The sequence below is a fragment of the Arenibacter sp. S6351L genome, assembly GCF_023016025.1.
GTDB classification, from domain to species: Bacteria; Bacteroidota; Bacteroidia; order Flavobacteriales; family Flavobacteriaceae; genus Arenibacter; species Arenibacter algicola_B.
The window spans coordinates 26,903-51,162 of the sequence record NZ_JALKBB010000005.1 but is presented as its reverse complement, the minus strand read 5'-3'; the positions used below and the strand labels follow the sequence as shown (position 1 = coordinate 51,162).

The window sequence follows — 24,260 nt, the reverse complement described above, 5'->3', positions numbered from 1 at the left end:
TTCCCCTTCCAAGTTTCTCAAAGAATAACATTTAGGTTCGGGGTTGGCCGTAGGCCCCTTGATGAAACCAAACTTAGGACCACAGTATAAAACAGAAACCCCGCCAAAAAGCGGGGTTCGTTCTTCCATTGCATTTCAATGTCTTGAATAAATTTCATAATGACCTGGTATTAATTGGTCTTACGTTTTTTAAACCACAGGTCCTCCAAACTTAAATTCAAGGTTAGTACATGGTAATTTTCCTTGACGAGTATATTTTCTATTAATCCTGTGGATCCATAGGAATAAGATAAATTTAGCATGGAATTATTCCCCCGGCCAATAGGCAAACCAATACCGGCGGTAAAATTATAGCCTTCTATTTTTTCGTCGTTAATGGACAAATACCCAGTGTCATAGTTGAACCCGGTTCTATATCGAATACGCTGGTTAAATTTATAACTGGACGCATTTCTTACAAATTCCAAACCAACCGCATAGATATCCTGATCAACGTATGTTCCTATATTCTCGGTCTGTTCGGTATCACTCCAGTAATTCTTTTTATAATCGGCATTTAGGGTAAAGGATTTTAGAAAGTTGGTACTTAGCCCGACGCCCAGTTCCAAGGGCATATTGAAATCGGAAACAGTATCACTTTCATCCTCTTCCACATCTATTTCAACCCCGTTCAGACTTTTAATTACAGAGCGCCTTACACTACCCTTTAGGCTTGTTGGAAGTTGCACCGTACTTCCAATGGTGATTTTATTTGTGAGGTCATATTGCAGTCCAAGACCAACTCGGGCACCGCTGTAATTGGTATCCTCTGTGGAGATAAGGGCACTACTGTAAACCTGAAAGGATTCCTCCTCTTCAATTTTTCCAAATAATATGGAAAAACTGGCTCCAAATCTCAAATTATCAGTAATTCCATACCCAAGGTTGAGCTTAAGATCGCTCATTCCCCCAAGTCCACTTACATTACTTTCAAAGGATTCTTCAGATCCTTCAATATTGGTTTTTACTCCTATCAGGGTATAACCAACATCGGTATATGGAACAAGTGCAATACCTGCTCCCAGTCTTTCGGCTATGCGGAAGGCAAGGGCCAAATTGGAAAAGTTGAACGTGGTTTTGGATTCCTTGTTTATCCTGTTGCTATAATCGTTGTATTTCCCCCTTATACCTACATCATAAAAAAATGAATTTTGGGGTGTCAAGGCAAAATTGGCAGGATTTAAATTGTTAATTTCCGTATCCGATTTCAATGCTATCCCAGAATACCCCATCCCATTGGTCCGCCCAATACTGGTCTGATTTATTACACCAAGGCCATATAGGGAATAAGGGGAACTTGTGAGTCCCTCGGATTGGCCCAAAACAGGAATTGCGGATAAAAGTGTTAGAAATAGGGCTAAAAAAGGTAATTTATTCATCTTCATCATATATTGCATAGGTAAGTTCCAATTTTACACCTTGGTCAGAGCCCTCTTTTCCCATTAAAATGAAACGGTCTACAGTGCTGTTGTAATTCTCTGGCAAAAGAATAATTGCATAGTCGGCATCCCTTTCTGTGGACAATATTCCTTCTATATAGGTAGTCAGGGGTATTTCATAATAAATGTCGTTAAATTCTTGACCATCAAGGTTTAACGTGGCTTGTACCGCTGCATTATCCGTTCCCACCAATTGCTCCGTTAAATCGTTGTTTTGATCTACTATATAAACCGATAAATTATCCCTTAAAGCCAGTTCATCACTATAAGATCCGGCAACTGGTTTAATTTTAAGAACAGCATTCAACAAGGTACCCTGTCCCTGAATATCGAACAGCGTTTTTAGATTCGTAAATTCTATTTTGGTGGTGTATCCAATACCGGATTGCACAAAACTTTGGTTATCCGATTCGGAACTATTGAGAACAACTTCCTTATCTGTTAGTGTCTTTAAATATTCGTTGGTTTCAACCACAGACATCTGGTTAAAGAATGGAATTGGACTACTGGTCGTGTTTATGGTAAAATCTGCAGTAAATTGTGTCCTACTTTCCCCTCCGGGAATGCTATAATACATTCTCATTACACTGGTAGAAAAATCAAAACCTACAATAGACCCATCGTCGTCTTCGCCCGGTTGAAATGTAATCCCATGAAAGTAATTCTTAAATTCCTCTGTGCTTGTAATATCTTTTTGTTGTAACTGATCGAAAAGACCAAGCCCTAAAGTGTCGCTCAATTTTATATATAACGAATCTGTTCCCAAGGGTCTTGGGGTATAGGTTATTGACCCTAAATTGTCCTCTAAAAACCCTACCTCGCTGGTATTGTAGAAATTGCTCCCATCTGCCGGATATAATATTTCACTTAACTCCTTAATATGGATGGTGTTGCTTTTAAGGGTGTCATTATAGTAGTAATTGTCATATTTAAGAAAGAAGCCGATGCTGTCATATTCCGCGTCGGAATCGATAAAATAGCTATTGGGCAACAATTCCGCATAACTCGAACTTTTTACGGCCCCAAAAACGGGGTCCATATATTTCCCTATCAGCATGCGGGTGGCTTGTGAAGTTACAAGACTATCAAACTTCATGGTGTAGGTCTCCACGTTCATGGTATCTATTTGCACCACCCGTATATTACTGTTGGTAAATGTCCCGCCAGCCACAAAATCGGAATCATTAATAGTATCCTCACTACATGAAACCAATAATATCGGCAATGCTATAAGTCCAAGGAGTTTTCTCATTCGTTCATTATTTGATGCCAAAAGTAAATGCGTTTCCCTAGCTCGGAAACCTCAATAGACCAATCCACTAACTTATAAGACCAATTAGGGGATTTCAACTATTAAATAGGGTCTACGATTGGTAGATAAAATAGCCGTTTTCATATGTTAAATAGGTGACTTTATCTATTTAAGTTTCAAACACCATGTTCGCCATCTAGTTTTGAAAAAAAATTAACTAATGAAATACATTTATAACATGAAGGGAAGGGTAAACCACATTAAAATGTTAACGATGGCCAGCGTAACACTTTGCTTAATGGCTAGTTGCTCTAATGACGATGAAGATGAGGATTTGGGAAACTGGATAGACCAATCTGTATTTGATGGGAGTCCACGTAGTGGCAGCGCATATTTCACCATTGGAAATATAGGATACAGTGGTGTAGGTTATGATGGGGATGATTATCTAACCTCCTTTTGGTCCTATGATATGGATGGTGATTATTGGTCCCAAAAAGCAGACTTCCCGGGATCAGCAAGGAATGCCGCTGTAGGTTTTACTATCAATGACAAGGGATATATAGGTTCTGGTTATGACGGCCTGGATGAATTGGCGGATTTTTATTCCTATGATCCAACCACCAATGCATGGACCGAAATTGCAACGTTCCCATCTACCCCAAGGAGAAGTGCCGTGGCCTTTGGAATAAATGGCTATGGTTATTTCGGTACCGGCTTTGACGGTGACAACGACAGGAAGGATTTTTGGAAATACGATCCCACTACCGATAGCTGGCACGAGTTGGTTGGCTTTGGCGGTGACAAAAGAAGGGCCGCGATTACCTTTACCATAGGGGATTATGTATATATGGGAACCGGTGTATCCAATGGTATTTATTTGGATGACTTTTGGGCTTTTGATTCGGCTACAGAAAGTTGGACCCAGAAATTGGATCTAGACGAAGAAGATGATTACTCCATTGTTCGAAGCAATGCCGTAGGCTTTACCTTAAACGATTATGGATATATAGCCACTGGAACTTATGGGGGCACCTTACAATCTATTTGGGAATATGACCCTAGTACCGATACTTGGGAATCCAAAACAGATTTTGAGAGAACATCCAGACAGGATGCGGTGGTATTCTCCAATAACGCAAAGGCATTTATAGGCCTAGGCCGCACAGGAAGTCTGTATTTGGATGATTTGGAGCAATTTTTCCCTTATGACGAGTACGACGACGAAGATTAGTGATTTTGATTATGTTTACTTATTGATTAGCAAAAAGAGCTATGCTGTTTGGCATAGCTCTTTTAAAATTATAAATAAATGAAAAGAATTCTAGTAGCATATGTTTTTATAGCGGTAGCAACGGGTTTTTTGTTTTTGAGGTTCACAGATTACTCCTTTAGCACCACAAAAAGTAAAATCCCGCTGCAATCCGAAATATTCCCGGTAGGTGATGGCTACGGATATCAAATAGACCTAGAGGACAGAGTCCTTATAAAACAGGAGTATATTCCTATTTTAGAAGGAAAAAGACCGTTTTCAACCACCGAGGATGCAGAACGTACCGCCAATAAGGTTATCAGTAAATTATTAAAAAAAGAAAGCCCTATATTAACAATTTCCGAACTGAAGGAATTACAGATTCCAGAATTTAACCTTTACTAAAGAAGTGCATGGTACTTGATAAGAAAAATATTCCGCAATGGCTTGTTCACGCACTATTATGGCTCATGCTATACGGCTTACTGTCTTATCCTTTTTTGACTGGTTCCAGGTCCTTACCCTATAGTCTATTGGCAAAATTACTCTTGGCCATGGCACTTTTCTACCTCAATTATTATTACCTGGTACCAAAATTATTGCTCAAAGACCGTATGTGGTCCTATATTGTACTTTCGGTTTTACTGCTTTTGGCAGTAGGCTTTTATACAAATATTGCTTTCCCTCCATCTCCTCCCGATGAGCTTCCCCGTAGGGCCGTACGTATGCGACAACACGGCGATGGTGGTCCAGGGGCATTCCGCTTTTTTTTAATGACCACCGTAATCTTTGCCGTGCCCTATATTTTCAGCACCATGCTAAAGGTCTATACGGAATGGCAGAAAAACGAGGACCTGAGAAAATTGGTAGAAAAGGAAAAAATACAATCGGAACTTCAATTTTTAAAGACCCAATTGAACCCCCATTTTCTTTTTAATTCCTTAAATACCATCTATTCGCTTTCGGTAAAACAATCCCCGGATACCTCAGAAGCAGTTATTAATCTGTCCGAACTTATGAGGTATATGCTTTACGAGGCGGATAAAAGATTAGTGCCATTGGGCAAAGAACTGGAATACATAAAAAGTTATGTGGCTTTGCAGCGACTCCGACTATCCAATAGCGAGGATGTTACTCTAAAAATATCGGGAGAGGAAAGAGGAAAATTTGTACCGCCACTTTTGTTTATCTCCTTTATTGAAAACGCGTTTAAATATGGCACCGATTATAATGGAAAAACCTTTGTTAAAATAAACCTTTTGGTAAACCAGGAGTCAATACATCTACAGGTAGTCAACATTATAGGATCTTTTAAGGCAAAAACAAAAAGTAGTGGAGTGGGTCTTGAAAACGTAAAAAATAGATTGAACTATTTATATCCACATTCCCATGTATTGCTGATTAATGACGACGGAAAGAACTATGAGGTAAATTTAACTTTAAATTTAAAAAACTATGAATTGCATAATCATTGATGATGAGCCCCTGGCTATAGATGTTTTGGCAGACTATTGCAAAAAAATAGACTTTACCGAAGTAGTTGGCACATTTACCAATCCTTTGGATGCCATTACGGTTATTAAGGAAAAAAAAGTTGATGTTATATTTTGTGACATTGAAATGCCCCAAATAAGTGGTCTAGAATTTATAAACGCTCTGGAAAACAGGCCTTTATTTGTTTTTACCACAGCCTATACCCAATATGCCGTGGAAGGTTTTGAGCTTAACGCAGTTGACTACTTGGTGAAGCCGATCCCTTACCACAGATTTATAAAGGCCATCTCACGGACCAAAGAAATTTTGGCGCAAAAGGTAAAACCAACGGAGGGCAATATTTTTCCTTCCTTTGGAGGAAACAACGATAACCAAAAATTTATTTTCGTAAAATCCGAACACGAGAATGTCAAAATAAACTTGGATGATATAGAATATATTCAAGGTCTCAAGGATTATTTAAAGATTCATATTGCTGGTACCAACAAGACTATCTTAACCCTTTTAAGCTTTAAGGATCTTATGGAAAAACTACCCAATTACCAGTTTATAAGAGTACATAAATCTTTCGTAGTCAACGTCAACGTGATCAAGACCATACAAAGGAACCGGATTGTAATTAACGACACCCGTATTCCTATAGGAGAAAGTCATAAGACACAATTCTTTGCATTTTTGGGATTGTAATAAGCCTATATTAGCAACAAAAGAAATAACTAGTTTATACATTTTATGTTTCTAGTTGATTGAATGAATTACCGGCTCAGTCCCCATTTGCATTTCCAAGACCCCACCTTCGGTTATTTCCTGATGGGTAATCCAAAACCTGTTCAAGGGCCTGCCATTTAAGGTCATGGCTTGTATATAAATATTTTCGCTGGAGTTGTTGTTCGCTAGAATTCTGAATTTCTTGCCCGAATAATAATCGGGATCCAATTGTATTTCAATTTCATTGAAAACTGGGCTGGTAATTTGGTATTTATTATCCCCAGGACTAATAGGGTGAATTCCTATAGAGGCCAATACGTACCAAGCCGACATTTGTCCCACATCCTCATTACCGCATAGACCATAGGCATCCGTCCCATAGGCATCGTTACATATCTTCCTGGTCCATTTTTGGGTCAGGTGGGGTACGCCGGCAGTATTGAGCATAAAGGGCACATGGTGCACCGGTTCATTGGGATGGTTGTAATAATCATTCCATAAAAAATCCTCAGGCGTATTCTCAAAGAAGGATATCAGCTCATCCCTATAGGCAACTTCCCCTCCCATCAAGGTCCTTAAGCCCTCTATGTCATGGGGAACAAACCAACCTTGTTGAAAAGGATTGCTCTCTATACAGCCCTGTCCATGTACCGTTTTGCCCTTCCATTCCAACCAGTTGCCTATACTATCCTTTGCCCGGAACCAATTTACTTCATCATTCCAGATGTTGCGGTAATTTTTACTTTTTGCAAGGTATTCCTGGGCTATTTCCCCTTTGCCCAATGAGTTGGCCATGGTACCCAAGGCCCAATCAGAATAGGCATATTCCAAGGTTTTGGAGATATTGCCATGGGTATATCCCAACTCTCCATTTCCCGTATTATCAACCGTATTTTTTGAATAGGCAAAGGCCTTTTCAATATCATAGTTGCGAATTCCTTTTTCATAGGCATCCACAATGACCGAGACCGCAGGGTTCCCCAACATACACCCCGAATAGGAATTGAGCATTTCCCAACGTGGCAAATAATCCCTACCGCTTAACTCGGCCATTTGTAGCAAGGAATTAATTTCGTCGTTCACTAGCTTAGGGTTGATAATTGTCTGCAGAGGAAATTGCGACCTAAAAACATCCCAGCCACTAAATATTGTCCTATAGGTAAAATTGGAGGTTTGGTGAATTTTCTTATCGGCACCAATATAATTCCCATTCACATCCGAAAACGTCCTGGGATCTATCATGGTATGGTATAGCGCGGTATAAAAAATAGTCTTTTCATCCTCAGTCCCTCCGGAAACCACAACATTCTTAATAGCCTTGTTCCAACTATTTCTAGCCTCCTCATGTGTCCTATCAAAATCCCAATGAGCTATATCGTGTTCCAAGTTTTCCTTGGCACCGGCTGCACTTACAAAAGAAATACCGCTTTTTACCAAAACTTGCTCCCCTTCCTTGGTGTTGAAGTTGGTATAAAACCCTAAATGCTTTCCCTGCAACTCCTCTTTGGATGGGAATATTTCAGCATTCTTCACCGCCAATTGGTAATCATCCTGTCTGATGAATTTCATTTTTCTGGGAACATCCGGAATTTTGGCACTCCAAATTCCATAATCCTTAAGTGGCTTACTAAACTGACAATAAAAGTACACCACATAATCGGCATTTCCATCTCCTCCACCCCAGCCACCACCTTCTGGTGGACATTTCATCCACCCCTCAATGGTATTTTCGTTTACTACTTTTATATACTGTTCCGTTGAAGTCCCCCCCACCCTGCGCGACAAATCGATCTGAATTCTGGAACTATCGTTTTCAGGAAAGGTAAACCGAACAATTCCTGCTCTAGGTGCCGCTGTCAGTTCTGCCTTAACCTTATAGTCATCCAGGGTTACCGCATAATACCCTGCCTTGGTCACCTCCGTATCATGTGAATAACGGGAACGATATCCTCCTTCAGGATTTTCAGGAACCCCTCTATTGGTCTGGAGTTTTCCCGTTGTTGGGGTAACCAAAAAATTACCTAGGTCACCAAACCAACCCACCCCGCTCATATGGGTAAAACTAAATCCCTCCATAGTCTTGTGCTCATAGGAATAGCCAGATCCATTATCGCCTCCCGTAAACGTATCAGGGCTAAGCTGAACCAATCCAAAAGGCGTAGCGGCCCCAGGGAATGTCTTGCCAAATCCATGGGCATCCTTGGTCTTTTCGCCATAAGTAATCGCGCCGATAATGGGATCTATATAGTCTACCGGATCGGGTCCCGATACTTGGTTTTCCTTGGAGGACGAACATGAAAACAGCGACAACACCAACAGGGTAGAACATAAGTTACGTAGTGCAATTCTTCTTTTTAACATTATTATTTTATTAGTAAGTCAATACCTCCCCTTATTTTTAAAATAGCTTCTTAAGCTTTTGCCATTTACAAAATCAATTGGTGATAATTTGAAAATTTTATTTTAATCTGATTTCTGTTACGCTCCCCAATAGTCTTCCTTCCTTATTAAAGAGCCCAGCTTTAACAAGGGTTTTGGGAGGCGCAATAAAATTGCCCTCGTACTTAACGGAAGCCGTTGTGGGGTCTTCCCCATCGGTGGTATAAAATATATCATACCCAACAGTTTCTGTATTTAAATACACATAAGCCTCACTTTTTAATTCATCTAGGGCATATGAAGCATAGACCGTGTACATACTTTTGGCATAATTCACCTGTTCCCGGTCCAGTCTTTTAAAGTGGGAATCTTCCAGGGCAGTTTGAAATCGCTTCCAATCCTTAACTTTGGGATCGCTCCATGACACCTCTGCACTGGCCAATGCCCGTGGGTACAGCATATATTCACAATGTTCCTGAGTGGGCGTAAATTCTCCCCACAAACAGGCTTCATTACCAAGAACCCTATTTACCTCCTCGGGTGTCAATTCTTCCGGAATGGGCTCATGAGCATATACTTTGGACAAGGGCAATACCACCTTTGGCCCTTCGGGCTCCATAAAAGTAGGCCCCTGAACCTGACTGATATACATATATTTATAAGATGTCATTATGGTAGGATAGGCATTTTTCGGTGCTGTGATCTGCGGGGTATAAGTACCTCTTCTCCATGCCATAATGGTCGCTCCCGGAGCGCCCTGCCCACTTAAAATCTCATCCCAACCAATCATGGTCTTATTTTGGGCCTTTACGATCTTATGCACCTTTTGTATAAAATAACTCTGTAGCTCCTCTTCGTCCTTTAAGTTGTTTTCTGTTTTTACCCCTTGGCAATACGGACATTTTTTCCAATTGGTTTTATTGCACTCGTCACCACCAATATGTAGGTATTTTGATGGGAACAGCGCCGCAACCTCCTCTATTACCCCTTCCAAAAATTCGTAAGTAGTGTCCTTACCTGCGCAGACGGCATTATCGGGCGCCTTGCCCCCTACGGCAACTTCAAAATTGGCATCGGATTCATCATAGCAAAACAAGTGGGGATAAGATGCTACCAAGGCCTTGCTGTGGCCAGGGACGTCTATTTCCGGGATAATCTCTACATTGCGCACTTTTGCGTAAGCAATGACTTCCTTAATGTCTTCTTGGGTATAAAAACCCCCAACCGTTTTTGGTTCTTCGGCCGTTGCTTCCTCACGTTGCCACCAGCTTACGCCAGTTCTATCGGCACGCCAAGCTCCTTTTTCAGTAAGGTTTGGGTACTTTTTTATTTCGATACGCCAACCTTGGTCATCGGTCAGATGCCAATGGAACTTGTTCACCTTATAGGAGGAAAGAACATCTATATGCTTTAAGATAAATTCTTTAGGTTGAAAATGTCTGGAAACATCCAACATAATGCCACGCCAACCAAATCTAGGGTTGTCTTTGACCGTCATACCCAGCACTTTGACCGTTCCGGAATTTTCCAACGGGAAGGTTTGGCGCAAGGTCTGAAATCCATTAAAAAGTCCTCCGTAATCTTTGGCGGTCACCACAATGGATGCTGGTTGCACCTCTAGCAAATAGCCCTCATCCCTTACCGACAACCTTTTATCCAACCTAAATAATATATGCTTTTCCCCCACCTCAGGATTTCGGTAAGAATAGGTAAGGTTAAGCCCTAGATCCTTATGGAATTTTTCCGCTAAATATGGAATAAGAACCCCTTGAAACTTTTTGGGCACCACCACTTTGGTATTCTTGTCCAAAACAAATGCATCATCTGTAAAGGAAACCGACTCAGGTTGTGGTACAAAATGATAGTTTTGGGCTACTACTTGAAGGTTGAACCCAAACATTGAAAAAAACAGTATGTATGTGAAATATTTAGACATTTAACTATTGGTTTAGTTGTTCAAGGATTACTTCGGCTACTTTCTTTCCTTGTTCCGTTGTTCCAAGTTTATTATAATGTACGTTACCTGGTTTTACCATCCATTTTTCATGACTGGGCAGGGTATACCCATATAAATCATTTATGATAACAGAAGGATAGTCCTTTAATACCTCCAAAGCGGCTTCATTATATTTTTTGGCATCACCGGCGTAACGCCCGTTGGCATTTTCGGGAACGGGGGTCGTAGTGGCAAATATTAATTTTGCATTTGGAAATTGGTCATTCAGGTATTCACATATGGCCTTCATGTTTTCTTGGTAGGTCGCCACAGTGGAAACGATCTTTCCATTTTCTTTATCCATTCCTTTACTGCTCATGTACTTTATATCATGAAGTCCAACGTTGAAATGAATCACGTCCCATTCAAAATTCCAACCCCCCTTTAAATGCGGTTTAAACATAGTTTGCTCAAGTTTCTCCATTTTGGGAATAAAGTCGTGGCTAGAAATACCATTGCTGAAAATTCTAAACACCGAGGCTTTCCCGGCCAGTTCTTCCCTAACCGTGGTGGTATAACCAATGGAAATCGAATCCCCGTAGAGCAAGACATTTGGCACACCTTTTTTTGGATGTACATAGGAAAATACGGGTCCGTCCTGTGCCCTTAACCCGGACCAGGCAGTTTCGGCCATATTTTTATTGGTTCCGCAGGAAACTACATGCGGGAGCAATGCTAAGCCAACGCTGGCCGCACCAGCTTTTTTTAAAAAATCCAGTCGTTTCATCTCACGATTGTTATTTAACTATGAAGTTTTAGTTCCGTTTTTTTCTGAATGTTTAGTTCCTAATGCATTGGGTCAATGAAGCTCCCTAAGAAAGCTTCAGATCAATATGAACCATCCCAACCAGTACCTAACCACTTTCCTTAAATGTTCCTTTACTGGTACCTATTATTGTCCGCTTTTAATTCGGTGTCAAAATCATCCAGCATCTTGATCAGCTTTTGTACTATTTTAGGATGGGTTTCGGCTAAGTTGTCACTTTCGGATATATCCTCGGCCAGATTGAAAAGTTCTATTTCCCCTTCTTTCCTCCTTAGTTTCCAATCTCCCTTTCGAACAGCTTCCGCTGTTTCGCCCGAGTAATAATAGAACCCCTCTTTCTTATGTGGCGAAGCCTTTTTCTTTCCCGCCAATAACGGCCAAATATTTTTTCCGTCCACTTTTTCCTCTGGCATATCGCTATCCGTCAAATGGGCGATAGTGGGCAATAAATCTATGGTGGAGGCTATTTCGGAACAAACGGTCCCAGCAGGTATGGCTCCTTTCCATTGGGCGATCATGGGAACCCGCATTCCGCCTTCATAGGTCTCAAATTTAAACCCTCTTAAGGGTAGGGCAGATCCCCCATGACCATTCTTGAGATTCCATGGACCATTGTCCGATGTAAAAATCACCAGGGTATTTTCATCCAAATCCAAGGCTTCCAAAGTCTTTAAAATTTGGCCCATGCTCCAATCTATCTCTTCAATGACATCGCCGTATAAACCTCGTGCGCTTTTCCCTTTAAATTCTGCGGAAGCATGTAATGGAATATGGGGCATTGAATGCGCTAGATATAAGAAGAACGGTTCTTCTTTATTCTCCTCAATAAACTCCAAAGCTTTTTTTGTGTAGCGCTGTGTTAATGTCGATTGATCTACGGGGTATTCAATAATTTCATTTTGTTCTGTTAATGGTACGACGCCTCCTCTCCATTTTTCCTGTCTCAAACTATCGACGGTCATGCCCTCTCTGTACAAAACGTTTTCCGATACTTTAGCCTTTGGATACACGGACATATCGTTGCTATATGGAATACCATAATACATATCGAAGCCTTGAGCAGTTGGCATATATTGATCCTTATCCCCTAAATGCCATTTCCCAATACAAGCTGTAGCGTAGTTTTGGGTTTTAAGCATATCGGCTATAGTCAATTCCTCATTTGGTAATCCACCTGGTAAGTTTGGCCATAGCACTTTAGGAACCCCAACCCGAGTTGGGTAAGCCCCCGTTAACAGTGCCGCTCTTGATGGGGAACACACGGGTGAAGCCGAATAAAAATCGGTAAACTTCATACCGTTTCCAGCCATCTGATCAAGGTTTGGGGTTTTAATCAGGGGCGAACCAAAAACGCCTACGTCCTGATAACCTTGATCGTCCGTAAAGACAATAATAATGTTTGGTTGGGAATTTTTATATTGGGCAACCAATACTGTTTTACAGCTTAAGACTGCCGTAATACCAATGGCTATTAATTTTATTCTATACATTATATTGTTCTATTTTTTGTTCAACAAACCGTCAAAATGATAGGTTCTTCCTGCTTCAGTTTCAAATTCAATAGTGTTATCCTTGTATTTTAAAACACATGGCATGCCACTTTTTGAAAGTACCGAAATGCCTATCAATCGGCCTTCTTCCCAAGAAAAAGACAATTCAAACCCTCCTCTGGCCACAATACCCGAAACACGTCCTTCTGGAAGGGCTGTCGGTAAGGCCGGCAATAATTCAATTTTATCTAAATGGCTTTGCAAAATCATTTCTAAAATACCGGAGGCACCTCCAAAATTTCCATCAATTTGAAATGGTGGATGTGCATCAAACAGATTGGGGTACGAACCTCCACCTTCTTTTCCATCCGCACCTTCGGCAGGACTTAGAAGTTTATGCAATAGCTTGTAAGCATGGTCGCCATCTCTAAATCGAGACCAAAAATTAATTTTCCAGGCCAAACTCCAGCCGGTGCCATTGTCACCTCTATATTCCAAGGACTGCTTTGCCGCCTCCATTAAATCTGGCGTGTCCTCATAATTAATTTCATTCCCCGGGTGCACCGCCCAAAGATGTGAAACATGACGGTGATGATTTTCCGGGTCATCCTTATCTTCCAACCATTCCTGTAATTGTCCATGCTTTCCTATTTGGTTTGGAGCAATTTTAGCAATCATAGGCTCCAGGGTTGAAGCAAATTCCTGATCTGTATTTAAAATTTCTGAAGCTTCAATAGTACTTCTAAACAGTGCCCTGATCAACTGATGGTCCATGGTTGGGCCCGCCACCAAACCACCAATTTCCGGGGAGTTGGATGGTGAACTAATTAAATAACCCGTGTTGGGGTCTTCGTATAAAAACTGACTGTAAAACAAGGCGGCACTTCGCATTAACGGGTACTTCTCTTGTAAAAAGTCTTTATCTTGGGTGAAGAGATAATGCTCCCAAATGTGGGTACTTAACCAAGCCGCTCCACCCAACCAAATACCGTGGTGCGATGCGTTTACCGGAGCTGCACCACGCCAAATATCAATATTGTGGTGTGTAATCCAACCCTCGGCATTGTAGTGTGCTTTGGCCACTTTGGCTCCAGTAATAGAAAGGTCTTCAATTAAATCGAATAATGGTTCATGGCATTCACTTAAATTGTACATTTCCACCGGCCAGTAATTCATTTCCAAATTAATGTTCGTGGTATAACTACTAAACCATGGGGGTGTTAATTTATCATTCCAAATACCTTGAAGTGTTGCTGGCTTTGTTCCTGGGCGACTACTGGCAAGGGTTAGATATCTCGCATATGCTACATACAAGGCTACCAGTTGCGGATCGTTTGGATCGCTGCTAAAATCGGAAATGCGTTGATCGGTCGGATTTTTGGATTTTCCGTTATCCCCAAAACTAATTTCAAATCGGTTGTATAAGGATTGGTAATCTGAAATATGCTTTTCTTTTACCGCTTTGAAATTTGTACTAGCAACTTTAGTCAATATTTCAGGCACCATTTTTTCAGGCTCCCCTGAAACGTCTTCAAAATCAATATAATTTGTAGCAGCGGTTAAATAGATCGTGGCTTTTGAGGCCTTGGAGATTTGAAGTTTCCCTCCCACCGTTTTTATGGTACCGTTTGTTTCAACCCTTAGGGTAGCTACCCCTCTTAAAGCGCCATCTTTAACCTTAACTTCCAGGGTTTGAGTAGAACCATTGGTCTTCACCGCTTTATCTTCATGAATAGCATCTAACCACAAATCAAAATTAAGGGCTTTGGATTTACTGGAAGTTAGGTTTACCGCAATAATCTGATCCGGAAAACTGGACAATACCTCACGCTTATATTCTACACCTTCAACGGTATAGGATACCGAACCAATGGCATTATTTAAATTGAGTTCGCGCTTATAATTGGTGTAGTTATCATGGTTTTTGAAATCGATATAAATATCACCAAACGGTTGATAATGCACTTGCTGTAAGGGTTCGCTCATAAACTCTTGCTGTGCCAATTTTTGGGCCTCCATTTGTTTACCTTCTGTAAGCAACAGCCGTATTTCATTTAAATAATCTCCAGCATCTTTGTTGGAATAATCGTGGGGTTGTCCACGCCAAAGCGTTTCTTCATTAAATTGAATATGCTCTTGTGAAACACCTCCATAGATCATAGCCCCAAGACTACCGTTGCCCACTGGTAACGCTTCTGTCCATTCTGTAGCAGGTTGTATATAGGACAATTTTAATTTTTCCTGGGCCTTTGTCCCTTCAATTAGTAAGAACAGGACAAAAAATAAGGTAAGTATATTTCTTCTTTGCATCCGTTTAACTTCTGATCATTATTGCTCAATTCTTATTTAGTGCACCCTTGTATTCCTAACTTTCCCAATGGTCAGCGATAATTTGATGTATTTCCGGATTATCCGAATCGGTATCCCCCAAGGCTTCCCTTTGCCTTAATATCTCCTCTTTCATTTCTTTGATGATATCCTTGTATTTAGGATTATCATAGGCGTTTCGAAGTTCCTTGGGATCCTGTTCCAAATCAAAGAATTCCCAATATTTATCTGGTTGTTCTTCTTTGGTATACTCATTTACTTTGAGTCCGTTTCCATAATAAAATGCGAGCTTGTAACGCTCTCCCCTAATTCCAAAATGGCCAGGGCGATCTTTGGAATGGTCCCAATACCTATAGTAGCCATGCTTGCGCCAATCTGCAGGGGTATTTCCTTTTAAGTTCTCCCGAAAACTATGGCCTTGCATGGTTTCCGGATACTCTATACCGGCATAATCCGCAAACAGGGCCGAGAAATCGGCATTTTCAATGATATCGGCATTACGGGTCCCAGCGGGAATCTCTTTTGGGTATCTTATGACAAATGGCATATGAATGGATTCCTCATAGATCAAACGCTTGTCGAACCAACCGTGTTCCCCTAAGAAATAACCCTGATCAGCCGTGTAAATAACTATGGTGTTTTCTGCCAGTCCAGATTTTTCCAAATAATCCAACAACCTGCCTATATTGTCATCAATGGCAGCTCCGCAGCGCATGAAATCCTTTACAAATTTCTGATAGGTTTTCATTCTTGCCTCATCTGCGCTAAGACCTTCAACCGAAAAAGGCAATTCCGGATAGGCCATATAATCTTTTCTCAATTCCGGATCGGCAGTGGCAGCCAAATAGCGCTTTTGAAGGTTATCTATGGATTGTCCTTTAAATACCCGGCCTGTAGTTTCCGCTCCTTGATCATAAAAAGAATCGGGAACAGGAATTTCCTCATCGCGATATAGATGACTAAAGCGTTCAGGGTAATCATAGGGTTCGTGAGTAGCCTTAAAATGGCACATGGCCATAAAGGGTTTGGATTTGTCCCTGTTTTCTATCCACTCCATGGTTTTATCGGCAATGATATCGGTACTGAAACCTTCCACTACTTTACCTCCACCGTAGTAGTCTTCCCAATTGTCCGCTGTTTTCAATCTTGGGTTCCAATAATCCCCCTGCCCTGGCAATACGGCATAATAATCAAATCCTGCAGGCTCTTGTTTTAAATGCCATTTCCCTATAACGGATGTGGCATAACCACCCTTTTGCAGCTCTTTTGCTATATTGTTATGTTTGGGAGACAAGCCCGCACCTAAGGTAGTAACTCCATTAATGTGACTGTACTGACCGGTGAGGATCGTTGCCCTACTGGGAGTACAAATGGAATTGGAAACTAAACAATTCTCCAAAACGCAACCCTCTGCAGCCAACCGTTTAATATTCGGATTATGCACATAATCCTTGAGTATGCCCCCATAAATCCCCCAAGCCTGAGCGGTATGGTCATCGGACATTATAAAAAGAATATTGGGTCTTTCCGACTGGACCACTGTTTTTTCTTCAGTCTTATTCTTACAACTGGAGATTGTTAATAATAGTGCAGAACCAAGAACAGCTACAAAGAATTTCATTTTCATCATGTTTTAGTTATTTTAAAACTTAATATCTGTAAAATTAACTTTTAAAAATAAAAGATAGCTTCTAGCATTGATTATTGGCATAATTATGCTGTTTTTGAAGGCTATTTCCTAGAGGGCTTATGCCTTCTGGACTTCATTTTATGATCAAGGGTAATGGTTGAAACGCTAAAACAACCGGAATTGGATTGAAATAACTTCCTGATTTTTTTTAGATTTAGTATCAAATGAATAGAAAAAGGGAGGAACTACCTCCCTTTTAAATCTAACTAAACTAATAAGAGGAATATCTCCCCTCATCTTAATGGGAACCTACAAAATCGCCAACAAAATCTTTGCTTTCCGAAATAACTTAAACTGGTCTCTTTAAACACAGGTCGATTTAAGTACTAAGTCGTACGTGTCCACAATGAAATTCTATTGTAAATATTCTTCAGGATACCCCAGCTCTCGGCGTAATTTTATGCCCATAACCTGGGTCCGATTCCTTAATTTTTTGGCCTGGGTCAAAAGATTTTCAGTTTGTATCAATCTATCTACCAACGCGTTCTGATATTCTTTTGTATTCAATAACCTGTAATAATTGGAAACTTGTCCAAAGTCCCGGAGGTTATTAAATTTTGGGTTTTCCTGTGGAAGTATATCTACTAAGGCAAGATGTTTTTCCAATACCGGCTGCAAATGATTTACCACTATATCATTGATCTTTGAGTCTGTAATCTTAAATTCAGCAATTTCAGTGGGATAATTGGCTATAAGGGTTTTTAACGAATCGCTTTCAATAATTTCAAATTTAGAAGTATTGATAACAGAATTTAAGGCACCGTCCAACAAGACCATTGGAGCATAATTAATGTGCACTATAGTATCCTTGGCCCCTGGCGTAATTTGTTCGGGAGCCAGGCCAATGTAGCTCATGGTAGCTTCCAATCTGTTAATATTGCCAGAGTACTTAACAATGCCCTCATTAAGAACTTTCAAATTTGTATTCAATTCTTCATACAGGCTATGATAGATTTTCATCTCCACTATCCGATTTTTCCTGATTTCATTTAGATCGTTGATTTTCCACGCGATCAGGATACCTATAACAATTAGGAATATTTCTCCAAAGGCATATAACAGATAGTTTTTGAATTTGCCGGAAATAATGAAACCCCGTCGAATTTTCGCAAATAAACGCATAGCAACTACTCCAGTTTTAAGGCTTTGATATCTGTAATTAGTTGGGCTATGGATGCCCTGTTCAACCCATTATAAATACCCCTAATATGTTTGTTTTTATCTACCAACAGGAAGTTTTCCGTGTGCAAAAAGTCGTTTATATCCTTTGGCACCCCCAAATCGTTCTCTACAAAATATTGATTTCTTCCCAGATCGTAAATTTCCGTTTTGTCCCCTGTAACCAAATGCCATTTATTATCCATTACTCCGTTTTTTTCGGCATAATTCTTAAGTATGGGGACAGAATCTATAGAGGGTGTTACCGAATGTGACAACAATAATACTTCTGGATCGTCCTTAAATGCCTCCTGCACTTTTACCATATTACCCGTCATTTTTAAACAAATACCAGGACAAGTGGTAAAAAAGAAATCCGCAACATATATCTTATCATCAAATGTATTTTGGGATACCGTATCCCCCAATTGATTTACCAAACTGAAATCCGGAATTTTATGGAAACTCTTTTCCTCTTCACTATTTGGGGTTAACCAATATGGCGTAAAGGATTCATCGCTGTAGTAGGGAAGATATTCCACCCTACTGGTCTCCACTACTTCAACAGTCTCCTTTTTTACTTGATTCTTGCAACTAGTAAAAAATGCCAACCAACAAACCAACACCAACCCCTTATTCTTAATCCCTAACAACAACTTCATCTTCCAATTTATAACATGAATTAGCCCTTAGCATTCCAAAAATGCGTCCGTTTTTGGCTTCATAATTAACATATAATTTCCCATTGGGCAGCCAGGCCTTTTGCAATCCTTCTTCCTTCCCTTCTGCCATTTGCCTAACTTTGGACAATTGTCCGGTGGCATACCATTGTTTTTCTTCACCCTGCTTAAGGCCATTAACGTAATGGGATTCTTCTGCCAACACCCCATTTTCCCACCAGCTTTTATACACTCCTACCAATTTGTTTTGATGATAGGTAGATTCTACCCTAAGCACTCCATTTTCGGACCATCTTCTTGCAATACCTTCCCTTTTACCATTTAGAAACCCTAGTCTTTCCGCCAAGGTATCATTGGCATGAAATTTCACCGAATACCCATTGTAAGGCTGGTTTTTATAATACCATTTCCCTTCAATTTGGTTAAGGTCCAAATCCTGTTTGGATACCTCAACATTGGAGATTACAATAGCCTTCCCCTCCTCGCTTTTTATATCAGTGGCGTCTTTACAGTTTATAAGGGATAAGGCAGTCACAATTAATAAAAGTAATGGTCGCATAGTCCTTTTTTTTAGTATCCCTGATATGGACCGGCAAAGGCCAAATAAGATCCCGTTGTTGAATACAATTCATTGATGATGTGATAGTGGTACTCCTCTTCGCCATCTGTATATTGGGTAGCCGTAGTATGTCCGCCCGAAGCATCCAAATCTGTTGGGTAGGTCCCGGTGGAAGTACATTTTCTACCGTAGAGAAAAACCCCATCTAAGAGTATCCCTACTAGATTCTCATCATCATCGGTGAAGGCTTTGGGCTCCAAGTGGTAGTGATAAACACCAGGACCAATATGGGCACCTGTCCAGTCCAAACTTGCCGCTGCCTGGTTTAATGGGCCGCCTCCTTCTTGATCGTTAAAAATGGAGGCCCCGCTTACGGCAATGCCTATAGTATTCAATTGAGTGGATACTGTACTTCCCGTTAAATTAGGGGTTGCATCCACCACAATGGTAGTAGCATTGTTGTTACTGGACATGATGCTTGGCGTTCTATCCACATCAGGTTCCTCCTTATATAGGGAATTTCCTTCTCCCCAATAAACCGTTTCATGGTTGGGCAAACCAGTAGTTTCTATTACTACATTGGACCCATCCAAATAAATAGTGGTGGCATCGGAATTAAAGGCTGAAAATGCAGCGTGCAATTCGGTTACAACAGTTTCTTCAGTATCCTCATCGGAAGCACTATCTGCACTACAGGCAATTAGGGTAGTTAAAAGCAAGGTCACACCCATTGCTATTGTCATGATACTTTTATTCACTTTTACTTCTTTTTTCATGTCTTTTAATTTAGGGGGGGTTCGTTATTACTTCTGTTTATTCTGTATTTTTGTTATGACAAATCTCGTAAATCAGGCAGCATCAAAATCTGCAAATCCATGAACTGCCCACTATTTTAAGTCAATAATGGGCATTGATCGGTAAACCAATTTAAGCCTAATGGGTTTAGGCTATTTTACGGGTTTGATCATTTTATAAATAACCAATACTGCCAGTACTATTACAACACATGAAACAATAAAGGCCCACCAGAGATTGGGTTCATTACCCGCAATCTTGAACTGGTCCCATATGTTTTTCCATAATCTCATAGTCTTGATGTTTTTTAGGATTGAATATCTAATACATTCCATTAATGATTGCTATTCCAACTTCTTTTGATTCAGCTTAGGTGACAACAGCAGCTTTCTACCCACTATAAAAAATGGAACAATGGCGATGAACCACAAGTAATTGGTATTGATTCTCCTATTTTGGACAACCATTTTATTGTACTTAAATACCACTGAGGCCCTGTATTCGTTGTCTTCCTTTAGAATAAGCTTGTCCGTAATGTCATTTAATGACCATGAGAAAATAGTTTGATGATGGTCATTTTCCCTAAAGGCATTTATGGCAACATCAAGATTATTGAACTCCTTGGGCAATTCGGAGCTTATAAATTTTAGATCCGTTTGATGGTTTCCCAGCTTCAACCCTCCATTCTCCAAGTAGATTGGATCGCCATTTACAGTCAAATGGAAATTCTCCTTTATATAATCCACCGCCAATTGCTTGTAGTCCACCTCCGTCAATAGACTGAAATCGGTTCCTGAATAGTATTTTAGCAAGGCCTCTTGCAGGCCAGCCTGACTAAGGCTAACATTCAATATCCCCAACTCGCCTTTTACCTCGAAATAATACATGGCCGACAATGGGTTATGGGCAAGTGCCATTTTGGAAGACAGCACCATGAGTATGCAAAAAATCAGTGTCTTTTTTATCATCCTTTTTATTGGTAACTAAAGTTATTACTTGCCGCTACACCTTTAAGGCATTTTGGAACATTGGGAGCATCCGTATTACTGGCAACATAATGATATACACCATCCGGGTATTCCGTGGTACTGGAAGTTCTGCCCCCACAATCATCCAAATCCGATGGTTCAACCTCATAGGCATAGATGGGAAAACCATCCTTGGCAAAACCAATTAACTGGGTTCCGGAAACTTGGTCTATGAAGGTACAGGATACATCGGTTATGTTATAAGCGTCCAGCACTTGGTTCATGGTCTCTGCCACAAAATGCCAATGATAGTAACCAGCCGGGTCATTATGACCTCCGCAAGGATCCAAGGAAGGAATATTTCCTGCTTTTTCCCTTCCTGGATTGGCAACAGAAGGTGGGGCACCATTGATGGGAACTCCATCGAGTGAAACACCAACCAAGTCTATAGTACCAATAACATCATTTGTGGATCCCAATTTTGGGGTTGCCGGAATCAGGAAGGTAAGCTGAAGATCATTATCGGGAGCCGCTTCCAAACAATATGCCAAATCAGGGTCGGCAGGACCAGAAGCAAAATCATCTATATTGATGTTGCCCTCATCGTCAATAATATCATAGCCATCCGCTTCCATCGCATTGAACAAGGTGGCCTTCAACACCTGAAAACCAGGATCTGTGGCACCATCATAAATCCCCAAGCCCCCTATATCATCTATGGTCTCTGGGCAATATGGTCCATCTTCCACTGGATTGCTGGAAAATACCAATTTATAGCAGTCGCCCGTAGATCCGTCCTCCAAGGTACAATCCACCTTGGTATAGGAAATCAGGGAAGTGGAATTAAAAAAGGATTCTTGAATTACAGCATCGGCTACCTCTTCGTCTTCAATTTCATCATATTCCGTACTATCATCACCGCAAGCGAGAAACGCAATAAATAATACGATAATTCCAAGGGATTGCCTTAGCATATTGCTCTTTGATATTACTTTTCTTTTCATCTGCTTCTGTTTAATTATTATCTCCTTAAATCTCCATTAGTGCACCCAATAATTTAAATCAACGAACTACGGTAAGAGGCACTTTTTTAGACTTATCGGGCTTGTTAAATACATAACCTACCCCCAACACAGTAAGCCCCACAACCAAAATCGCTGCTACACCCAATAAAATGACCCCTATACCGGTCGAAAAAAAACTAGCCTCATTTTTGCCTACTTCCACAAATTCATTTCCAGCTACCGCCAACGAGAGGGTGTGATCGTTGGCATTGTTCAAAACAAAATGTTCTTTGCTAAATCCTTCCTTTAAAAGTATTAGGGCACTCTGATTTTGGTGGATGTCCTTAAAGGCGGTATTTGTAACCAACACCGAATTTATATCCGTGGGAATATCCAAGACTTCGAAAACTACCATGGTTTCATGACCAAGTTTTACGGCTCCGTTCCCGAAAGAAATATCCTCTCCCCCATTGAAACTGATATGAAGGTTGTTTTTAATATGCTCCAACACCATTTGTTGAAACTCCTCTGGAGATTGATAAGGTGTTTCAGCAAAATGGGTCCTTACTTCCTGTTGAAAAGCGGTTAAGGATGCACTTATCTGCAATACCCAACTATTATTCCCCTTTTCCACCAGCATTGTGGTAGAAACATTGGGATTGTGGGCAAAACTTGCCATTGAAAACCCCAAAGCAACTAGCAGTAACATGTATTTTTTCATCTGTTTATATTTTTATGTTTAAAAGGTTAGATGGAACAGGCCATACTATTTTTCGAATGGCCTTCCTATCTAATTAAGACTCTTTCCAACCATTACTTTCAATTGACGTAAGCTCCCTTTAAACCATTTATAAAATTATTATTGCCGGCAGCGTCTACATGGTAATGATACCCTCTAGTTTCATCCGTATGCCCCCTTAATTCATCCAAGTCGGAAGGGCTATCGCCATTGGCATCTTCCAAAGCATATATTCCGAATCCGTCCAAGGCGTATCCGATCAAAGCTGCATGCCCATCGTCCTGCGCTATTTGTGTCCCGAATCCTGTAGCTGCATGGTAGTGGTATCCCTGATGTACATTAATATGTCCGCCAGCATCATCAAAAGGGGCAAGGGTGTATGCCCCAAGTATATTATCTACAGGTGCAGGAGCAGAAAATTCAATACCGTTCAAAGCTACTCCACGAGTCGAAGGTGCCGAATTGCCCGCTCCCGGAGGCCCTCCTCCTGCGGTAGTAAATAAAGTTGGACTAGCCTGTATTACCGGCGTTACTGGTATTACCCAAGTTTGACTTAAATCGGTAATATAGGAAGGGAGGCATTCTACACAGAAGTTCTCATACTCGGCGCCCACATTTGGGTTGGCGGCATTCTCACAATCTTCTTCCGTATCCGTTACATAAATATCTCCGTTGCTATCATATAATAACCAATTGGTATCGTCGTAAAATGTCGCCAAATTTTCAACAAAGGCACCATCCACATCATAAACTTCCCCGCCTTCCAGCCATATGCCCCCTGCCTCCGCATCGTCGTCGATATTGTCCGGGCACCAAGGCCCCATTTCGTGATCTCCGGCCAAACTGGAGGTAACAATTTGGTAGCAATCCGTTTCGGTGCCATCTGACAATGTACAGGGTACAGTAGTAATCGTGACCGATCCATCTGCCGTATAAAAGTAAGATGGATCAACATTTACCACAGCAGATTCATCCACTGTTTCGCTATCATCCGTGCCGTCCGCAGTATCCTCACTATCATTGCTACAGCTTAGGTAGGACATGAAGAGCACGGCACCTACTATTAAATATGAAAATTTATTCGTCATAATTTCAATTTTATAATTACACTTAAGTTCATTCCCTATTCACGTTTACGTCCTTTAGGTTTAGGCGCTTTCTCCAACTCCTCTTTAGTGATGTAGCCATCCTCATCCGTATCTATCTTGGCGAAATCATCCTTGATAGGGCCTTTCAATTCCTCTTCGGATAATTTTCCGTCTTCATCCTTGTCCATTTCCTTAAAAATTTGATCTACGGAAGGCCGCTCTTTTTGTCCTTGCCCACCCTGAGGTTGTTGTGCACTAAGATTAGCGCTAAAAAATAAGGTTACCATTGCTGTTAACATTGCCGATTTTACTATCATTTTTTTCATTGTTATTGTTTTTTAAATTCATTCTTTGGACTACAAAGATGGCCCATGGTTGAATGCCAAATGGCTTCTTTCTGTGAACCATCGCAGGTTTTAAGCGAATAAAGTGTTTA

General features: G+C 40.7%; 22 protein-coding genes. 4 read left to right on the top strand and 18 right to left on the bottom strand.

Translation table 11 applies throughout. From position 1 onward, the window contains the following. Window positions 1-170 precede the first annotated feature (170 nt). Together MWU82_RS05740 and MWU82_RS05735 are read right to left on the bottom strand one after the other, a co-directional pair. Window positions 171-1,418: an outer membrane protein transport protein gene (locus MWU82_RS05740; protein WP_247095582.1), complete on the bottom strand. Its 1,248-nt coding sequence runs from the start codon at window positions 1,416-1,418 to the stop codon at window positions 171-173. Continuing rightward, window positions 1,411-2,730, bottom strand: a complete 1,320-nt coding sequence (locus MWU82_RS05735; RefSeq protein WP_215947223.1) for a DUF4270 family protein — start codon at window positions 2,728-2,730, stop codon at window positions 1,411-1,413. The genes MWU82_RS05740 and MWU82_RS05735 overlap by 8 nt, the downstream gene beginning before the upstream one ends. 220 nt (window positions 2,731-2,950) lie before the next feature. Between MWU82_RS05735 and MWU82_RS05730 the strand changes: the two genes are divergently transcribed. The 4 genes from MWU82_RS05730 to MWU82_RS05715 all read left to right on the top strand — a co-directional run bounded on the left by MWU82_RS05730 (window position 2,951) and on the right by MWU82_RS05715 (window position 6,163). Further along, window positions 2,951-3,964: a kelch repeat-containing protein gene (locus MWU82_RS05730; protein ID WP_247095580.1), complete on the top strand. Its 1,014-nt coding sequence runs from the start codon at window positions 2,951-2,953 to the stop codon at window positions 3,962-3,964. A 78-nt stretch (window positions 3,965-4,042) separates the two neighbouring features. After that, window positions 4,043-4,387 (top strand): DUF4907 domain-containing protein, encoded by a 345-nt coding sequence (locus MWU82_RS05725; RefSeq protein WP_111623861.1) that lies wholly within the window; start codon window positions 4,043-4,045, stop codon window positions 4,385-4,387. 8 nt (window positions 4,388-4,395) lie between these two features. Beyond that, a complete protein-coding gene (locus MWU82_RS05720) occupies window positions 4,396-5,457 on the top strand; it encodes a sensor histidine kinase (protein WP_247095579.1) in 1,062 nt (353 codons plus the stop codon). Next, on the top strand, window positions 5,438-6,163 hold the full coding sequence (locus MWU82_RS05715) for a response regulator (RefSeq protein WP_215947221.1): 726 nt from the start codon (window positions 5,438-5,440) through the stop codon (window positions 6,161-6,163). The genes MWU82_RS05720 and MWU82_RS05715 overlap by 20 nt, the downstream gene beginning before the upstream one ends. 51 nt (window positions 6,164-6,214) lie before the next feature. On the opposite strand, the gene MWU82_RS05710 is transcribed toward MWU82_RS05715, so the two are convergent. The 16 genes from MWU82_RS05710 to MWU82_RS05635 form a co-directional block, all read right to left on the bottom strand. Continuing rightward, window positions 6,215-8,545 carry a GH92 family glycosyl hydrolase gene (locus tag MWU82_RS05710; RefSeq protein WP_247095577.1) on the bottom strand — a complete coding sequence of 777 codons (2,331 nt, stop codon included), beginning with the start codon at window positions 8,543-8,545 and terminating at the stop codon, window positions 6,215-6,217. 97 nt (window positions 8,546-8,642) lie between these two features. Continuing rightward, window positions 8,643-10,499, bottom strand: a complete 1,857-nt coding sequence (locus tag MWU82_RS05705; RefSeq protein ID WP_247095576.1) for a family 20 glycosylhydrolase — start codon at window positions 10,497-10,499, stop codon at window positions 8,643-8,645. 4 nt (window positions 10,500-10,503) lie between these two features. Continuing rightward, complete coding sequence (locus MWU82_RS05700; RefSeq protein WP_247095575.1) at window positions 10,504-11,286, bottom strand: SGNH/GDSL hydrolase family protein; 783 nt, start codon at window positions 11,284-11,286, stop codon at window positions 10,504-10,506. A 152-nt stretch (window positions 11,287-11,438) separates the two neighbouring features. Next, window positions 11,439-12,815, bottom strand: coding sequence for a sulfatase (locus MWU82_RS05695; protein ID WP_247095573.1), 1,377 nt, complete (start codon window positions 12,813-12,815; stop codon window positions 11,439-11,441). Between the two features lie 9 nt (window positions 12,816-12,824). After that, window positions 12,825-15,125, bottom strand: coding sequence for a glycoside hydrolase family 95 protein (locus tag MWU82_RS05690; protein ID WP_247095571.1), 2,301 nt, complete (start codon window positions 15,123-15,125; stop codon window positions 12,825-12,827). A gap of 55 nt (window positions 15,126-15,180) precedes the next feature. Beyond that, complete coding sequence (locus MWU82_RS05685) at window positions 15,181-16,764, bottom strand: sulfatase (RefSeq protein WP_247095569.1); 1,584 nt, start codon at window positions 16,762-16,764, stop codon at window positions 15,181-15,183. A gap of 423 nt (window positions 16,765-17,187) precedes the next feature. Beyond that, complete coding sequence (locus MWU82_RS05680; protein ID WP_247095567.1) at window positions 17,188-17,955, bottom strand: hypothetical protein; 768 nt, start codon at window positions 17,953-17,955, stop codon at window positions 17,188-17,190. A 5-nt stretch (window positions 17,956-17,960) separates the two neighbouring features. Then, a complete protein-coding gene (locus MWU82_RS05675; protein ID WP_247095565.1) occupies window positions 17,961-18,653 on the bottom strand; it encodes an SCO family protein in 693 nt (230 codons plus the stop codon). Then, window positions 18,631-19,230, bottom strand: coding sequence for a hypothetical protein (locus tag MWU82_RS05670; RefSeq protein WP_247095563.1), 600 nt, complete (start codon window positions 19,228-19,230; stop codon window positions 18,631-18,633). The genes MWU82_RS05675 and MWU82_RS05670 overlap by 23 nt, the downstream gene beginning before the upstream one ends. Before the next feature lie 11 nt (window positions 19,231-19,241). Beyond that, the gene (locus MWU82_RS05665) at window positions 19,242-20,006 is read right to left on the bottom strand and encodes a YHYH protein (protein WP_215947212.1); all 765 of its coding nucleotides are present in this window, start codon (window positions 20,004-20,006) and stop codon (window positions 19,242-19,244) included. 171 nt (window positions 20,007-20,177) lie between these two features. Then, window positions 20,178-20,318 (bottom strand): hypothetical protein, encoded by a 141-nt coding sequence (locus MWU82_RS05660; RefSeq protein WP_215947211.1) that lies wholly within the window; start codon window positions 20,316-20,318, stop codon window positions 20,178-20,180. A 51-nt stretch (window positions 20,319-20,369) separates the two neighbouring features. Further along, entirely contained in the window at window positions 20,370-20,993 is a 624-nt protein-coding gene (locus tag MWU82_RS05655) for a hypothetical protein (protein WP_247095561.1), read from the bottom strand. Window positions 20,994-20,998: 5 nt separating this feature from the next. Then, entirely contained in the window at window positions 20,999-21,997 is a 999-nt protein-coding gene (locus MWU82_RS05650; RefSeq protein WP_247095559.1) for a YHYH protein, read from the bottom strand. Between the two features lie 58 nt (window positions 21,998-22,055). Continuing rightward, complete coding sequence (locus MWU82_RS05645) at window positions 22,056-22,718, bottom strand: DUF6702 family protein (protein ID WP_247095557.1); 663 nt, start codon at window positions 22,716-22,718, stop codon at window positions 22,056-22,058. Between the two features lie 98 nt (window positions 22,719-22,816). Next, on the bottom strand, window positions 22,817-23,824 hold the full coding sequence (locus tag MWU82_RS05640) for a YHYH protein (RefSeq protein ID WP_247095556.1): 1,008 nt from the start codon (window positions 23,822-23,824) through the stop codon (window positions 22,817-22,819). A gap of 35 nt (window positions 23,825-23,859) precedes the next feature. Next, complete coding sequence (locus MWU82_RS05635; RefSeq protein ID WP_247095555.1) at window positions 23,860-24,150, bottom strand: EF-hand domain-containing protein; 291 nt, start codon at window positions 24,148-24,150, stop codon at window positions 23,860-23,862. Between the last annotated feature and the right edge of the window lie 110 nt (window positions 24,151-24,260).

Bases quoted from the DNA above. Each gene is read 5' to 3' on its own strand.
- MWU82_RS05740 (WP_247095582.1), bottom strand. From the start codon at position 1,418: ATGAATAAATTACCTTTTTTAGCCCTATTTCTAACACTTTTATCCGCA.
- MWU82_RS05735 (WP_215947223.1), bottom strand. From the start codon at position 2,730: ATGAGAAAACTCCTTGGACTTATAGCATTGCCGATATTATTGGTTTCA.
- MWU82_RS05730 (WP_247095580.1), top strand. From the start codon at position 2,951: ATGAAATACATTTATAACATGAAGGGAAGGGTAAACCACATTAAAATG.
- MWU82_RS05725 (WP_111623861.1), top strand. From the start codon at position 4,043: ATGAAAAGAATTCTAGTAGCATATGTTTTTATAGCGGTAGCAACGGGT.
- MWU82_RS05720 (WP_247095579.1), top strand. From the start codon at position 4,396: ATGGTACTTGATAAGAAAAATATTCCGCAATGGCTTGTTCACGCACTA.
- MWU82_RS05715 (WP_215947221.1), top strand. From the start codon at position 5,438: ATGAATTGCATAATCATTGATGATGAGCCCCTGGCTATAGATGTTTTG.
- MWU82_RS05710 (WP_247095577.1), bottom strand. From the start codon at position 8,545: ATGTTAAAAAGAAGAATTGCACTACGTAACTTATGTTCTACCCTGTTG.
- MWU82_RS05705 (WP_247095576.1), bottom strand. From the start codon at position 10,499: ATGTCTAAATATTTCACATACATACTGTTTTTTTCAATGTTTGGGTTC.
- MWU82_RS05700 (WP_247095575.1), bottom strand. From the start codon at position 11,286: ATGAAACGACTGGATTTTTTAAAAAAAGCTGGTGCGGCCAGCGTTGGC.
- MWU82_RS05695 (WP_247095573.1), bottom strand. From the start codon at position 12,815: ATGTATAGAATAAAATTAATAGCCATTGGTATTACGGCAGTCTTAAGC.
- MWU82_RS05690 (WP_247095571.1), bottom strand. From the start codon at position 15,125: ATGCAAAGAAGAAATATACTTACCTTATTTTTTGTCCTGTTCTTACTA.
- MWU82_RS05685 (WP_247095569.1), bottom strand. From the start codon at position 16,764: ATGAAATTCTTTGTAGCTGTTCTTGGTTCTGCACTATTATTAACAATC.
- MWU82_RS05680 (WP_247095567.1), bottom strand. From the start codon at position 17,955: ATGCGTTTATTTGCGAAAATTCGACGGGGTTTCATTATTTCCGGCAAA.
- MWU82_RS05675 (WP_247095565.1), bottom strand. From the start codon at position 18,653: ATGAAGTTGTTGTTAGGGATTAAGAATAAGGGGTTGGTGTTGGTTTGT.
- MWU82_RS05670 (WP_247095563.1), bottom strand. From the start codon at position 19,230: ATGCGACCATTACTTTTATTAATTGTGACTGCCTTATCCCTTATAAAC.
- MWU82_RS05665 (WP_215947212.1), bottom strand. From the start codon at position 20,006: ATGAAAAAAGAAGTAAAAGTGAATAAAAGTATCATGACAATAGCAATG.
- MWU82_RS05660 (WP_215947211.1), bottom strand. From the start codon at position 20,318: ATGAGATTATGGAAAAACATATGGGACCAGTTCAAGATTGCGGGTAAT.
- MWU82_RS05655 (WP_247095561.1), bottom strand. From the start codon at position 20,993: ATGATAAAAAAGACACTGATTTTTTGCATACTCATGGTGCTGTCTTCC.
- MWU82_RS05650 (WP_247095559.1), bottom strand. From the start codon at position 21,997: ATGAAAAGAAAAGTAATATCAAAGAGCAATATGCTAAGGCAATCCCTT.
- MWU82_RS05645 (WP_247095557.1), bottom strand. From the start codon at position 22,718: ATGAAAAAATACATGTTACTGCTAGTTGCTTTGGGGTTTTCAATGGCA.
- MWU82_RS05640 (WP_247095556.1), bottom strand. From the start codon at position 23,824: ATGACGAATAAATTTTCATATTTAATAGTAGGTGCCGTGCTCTTCATG.
- MWU82_RS05635 (WP_247095555.1), bottom strand. From the start codon at position 24,150: ATGAAAAAAATGATAGTAAAATCGGCAATGTTAACAGCAATGGTAACC.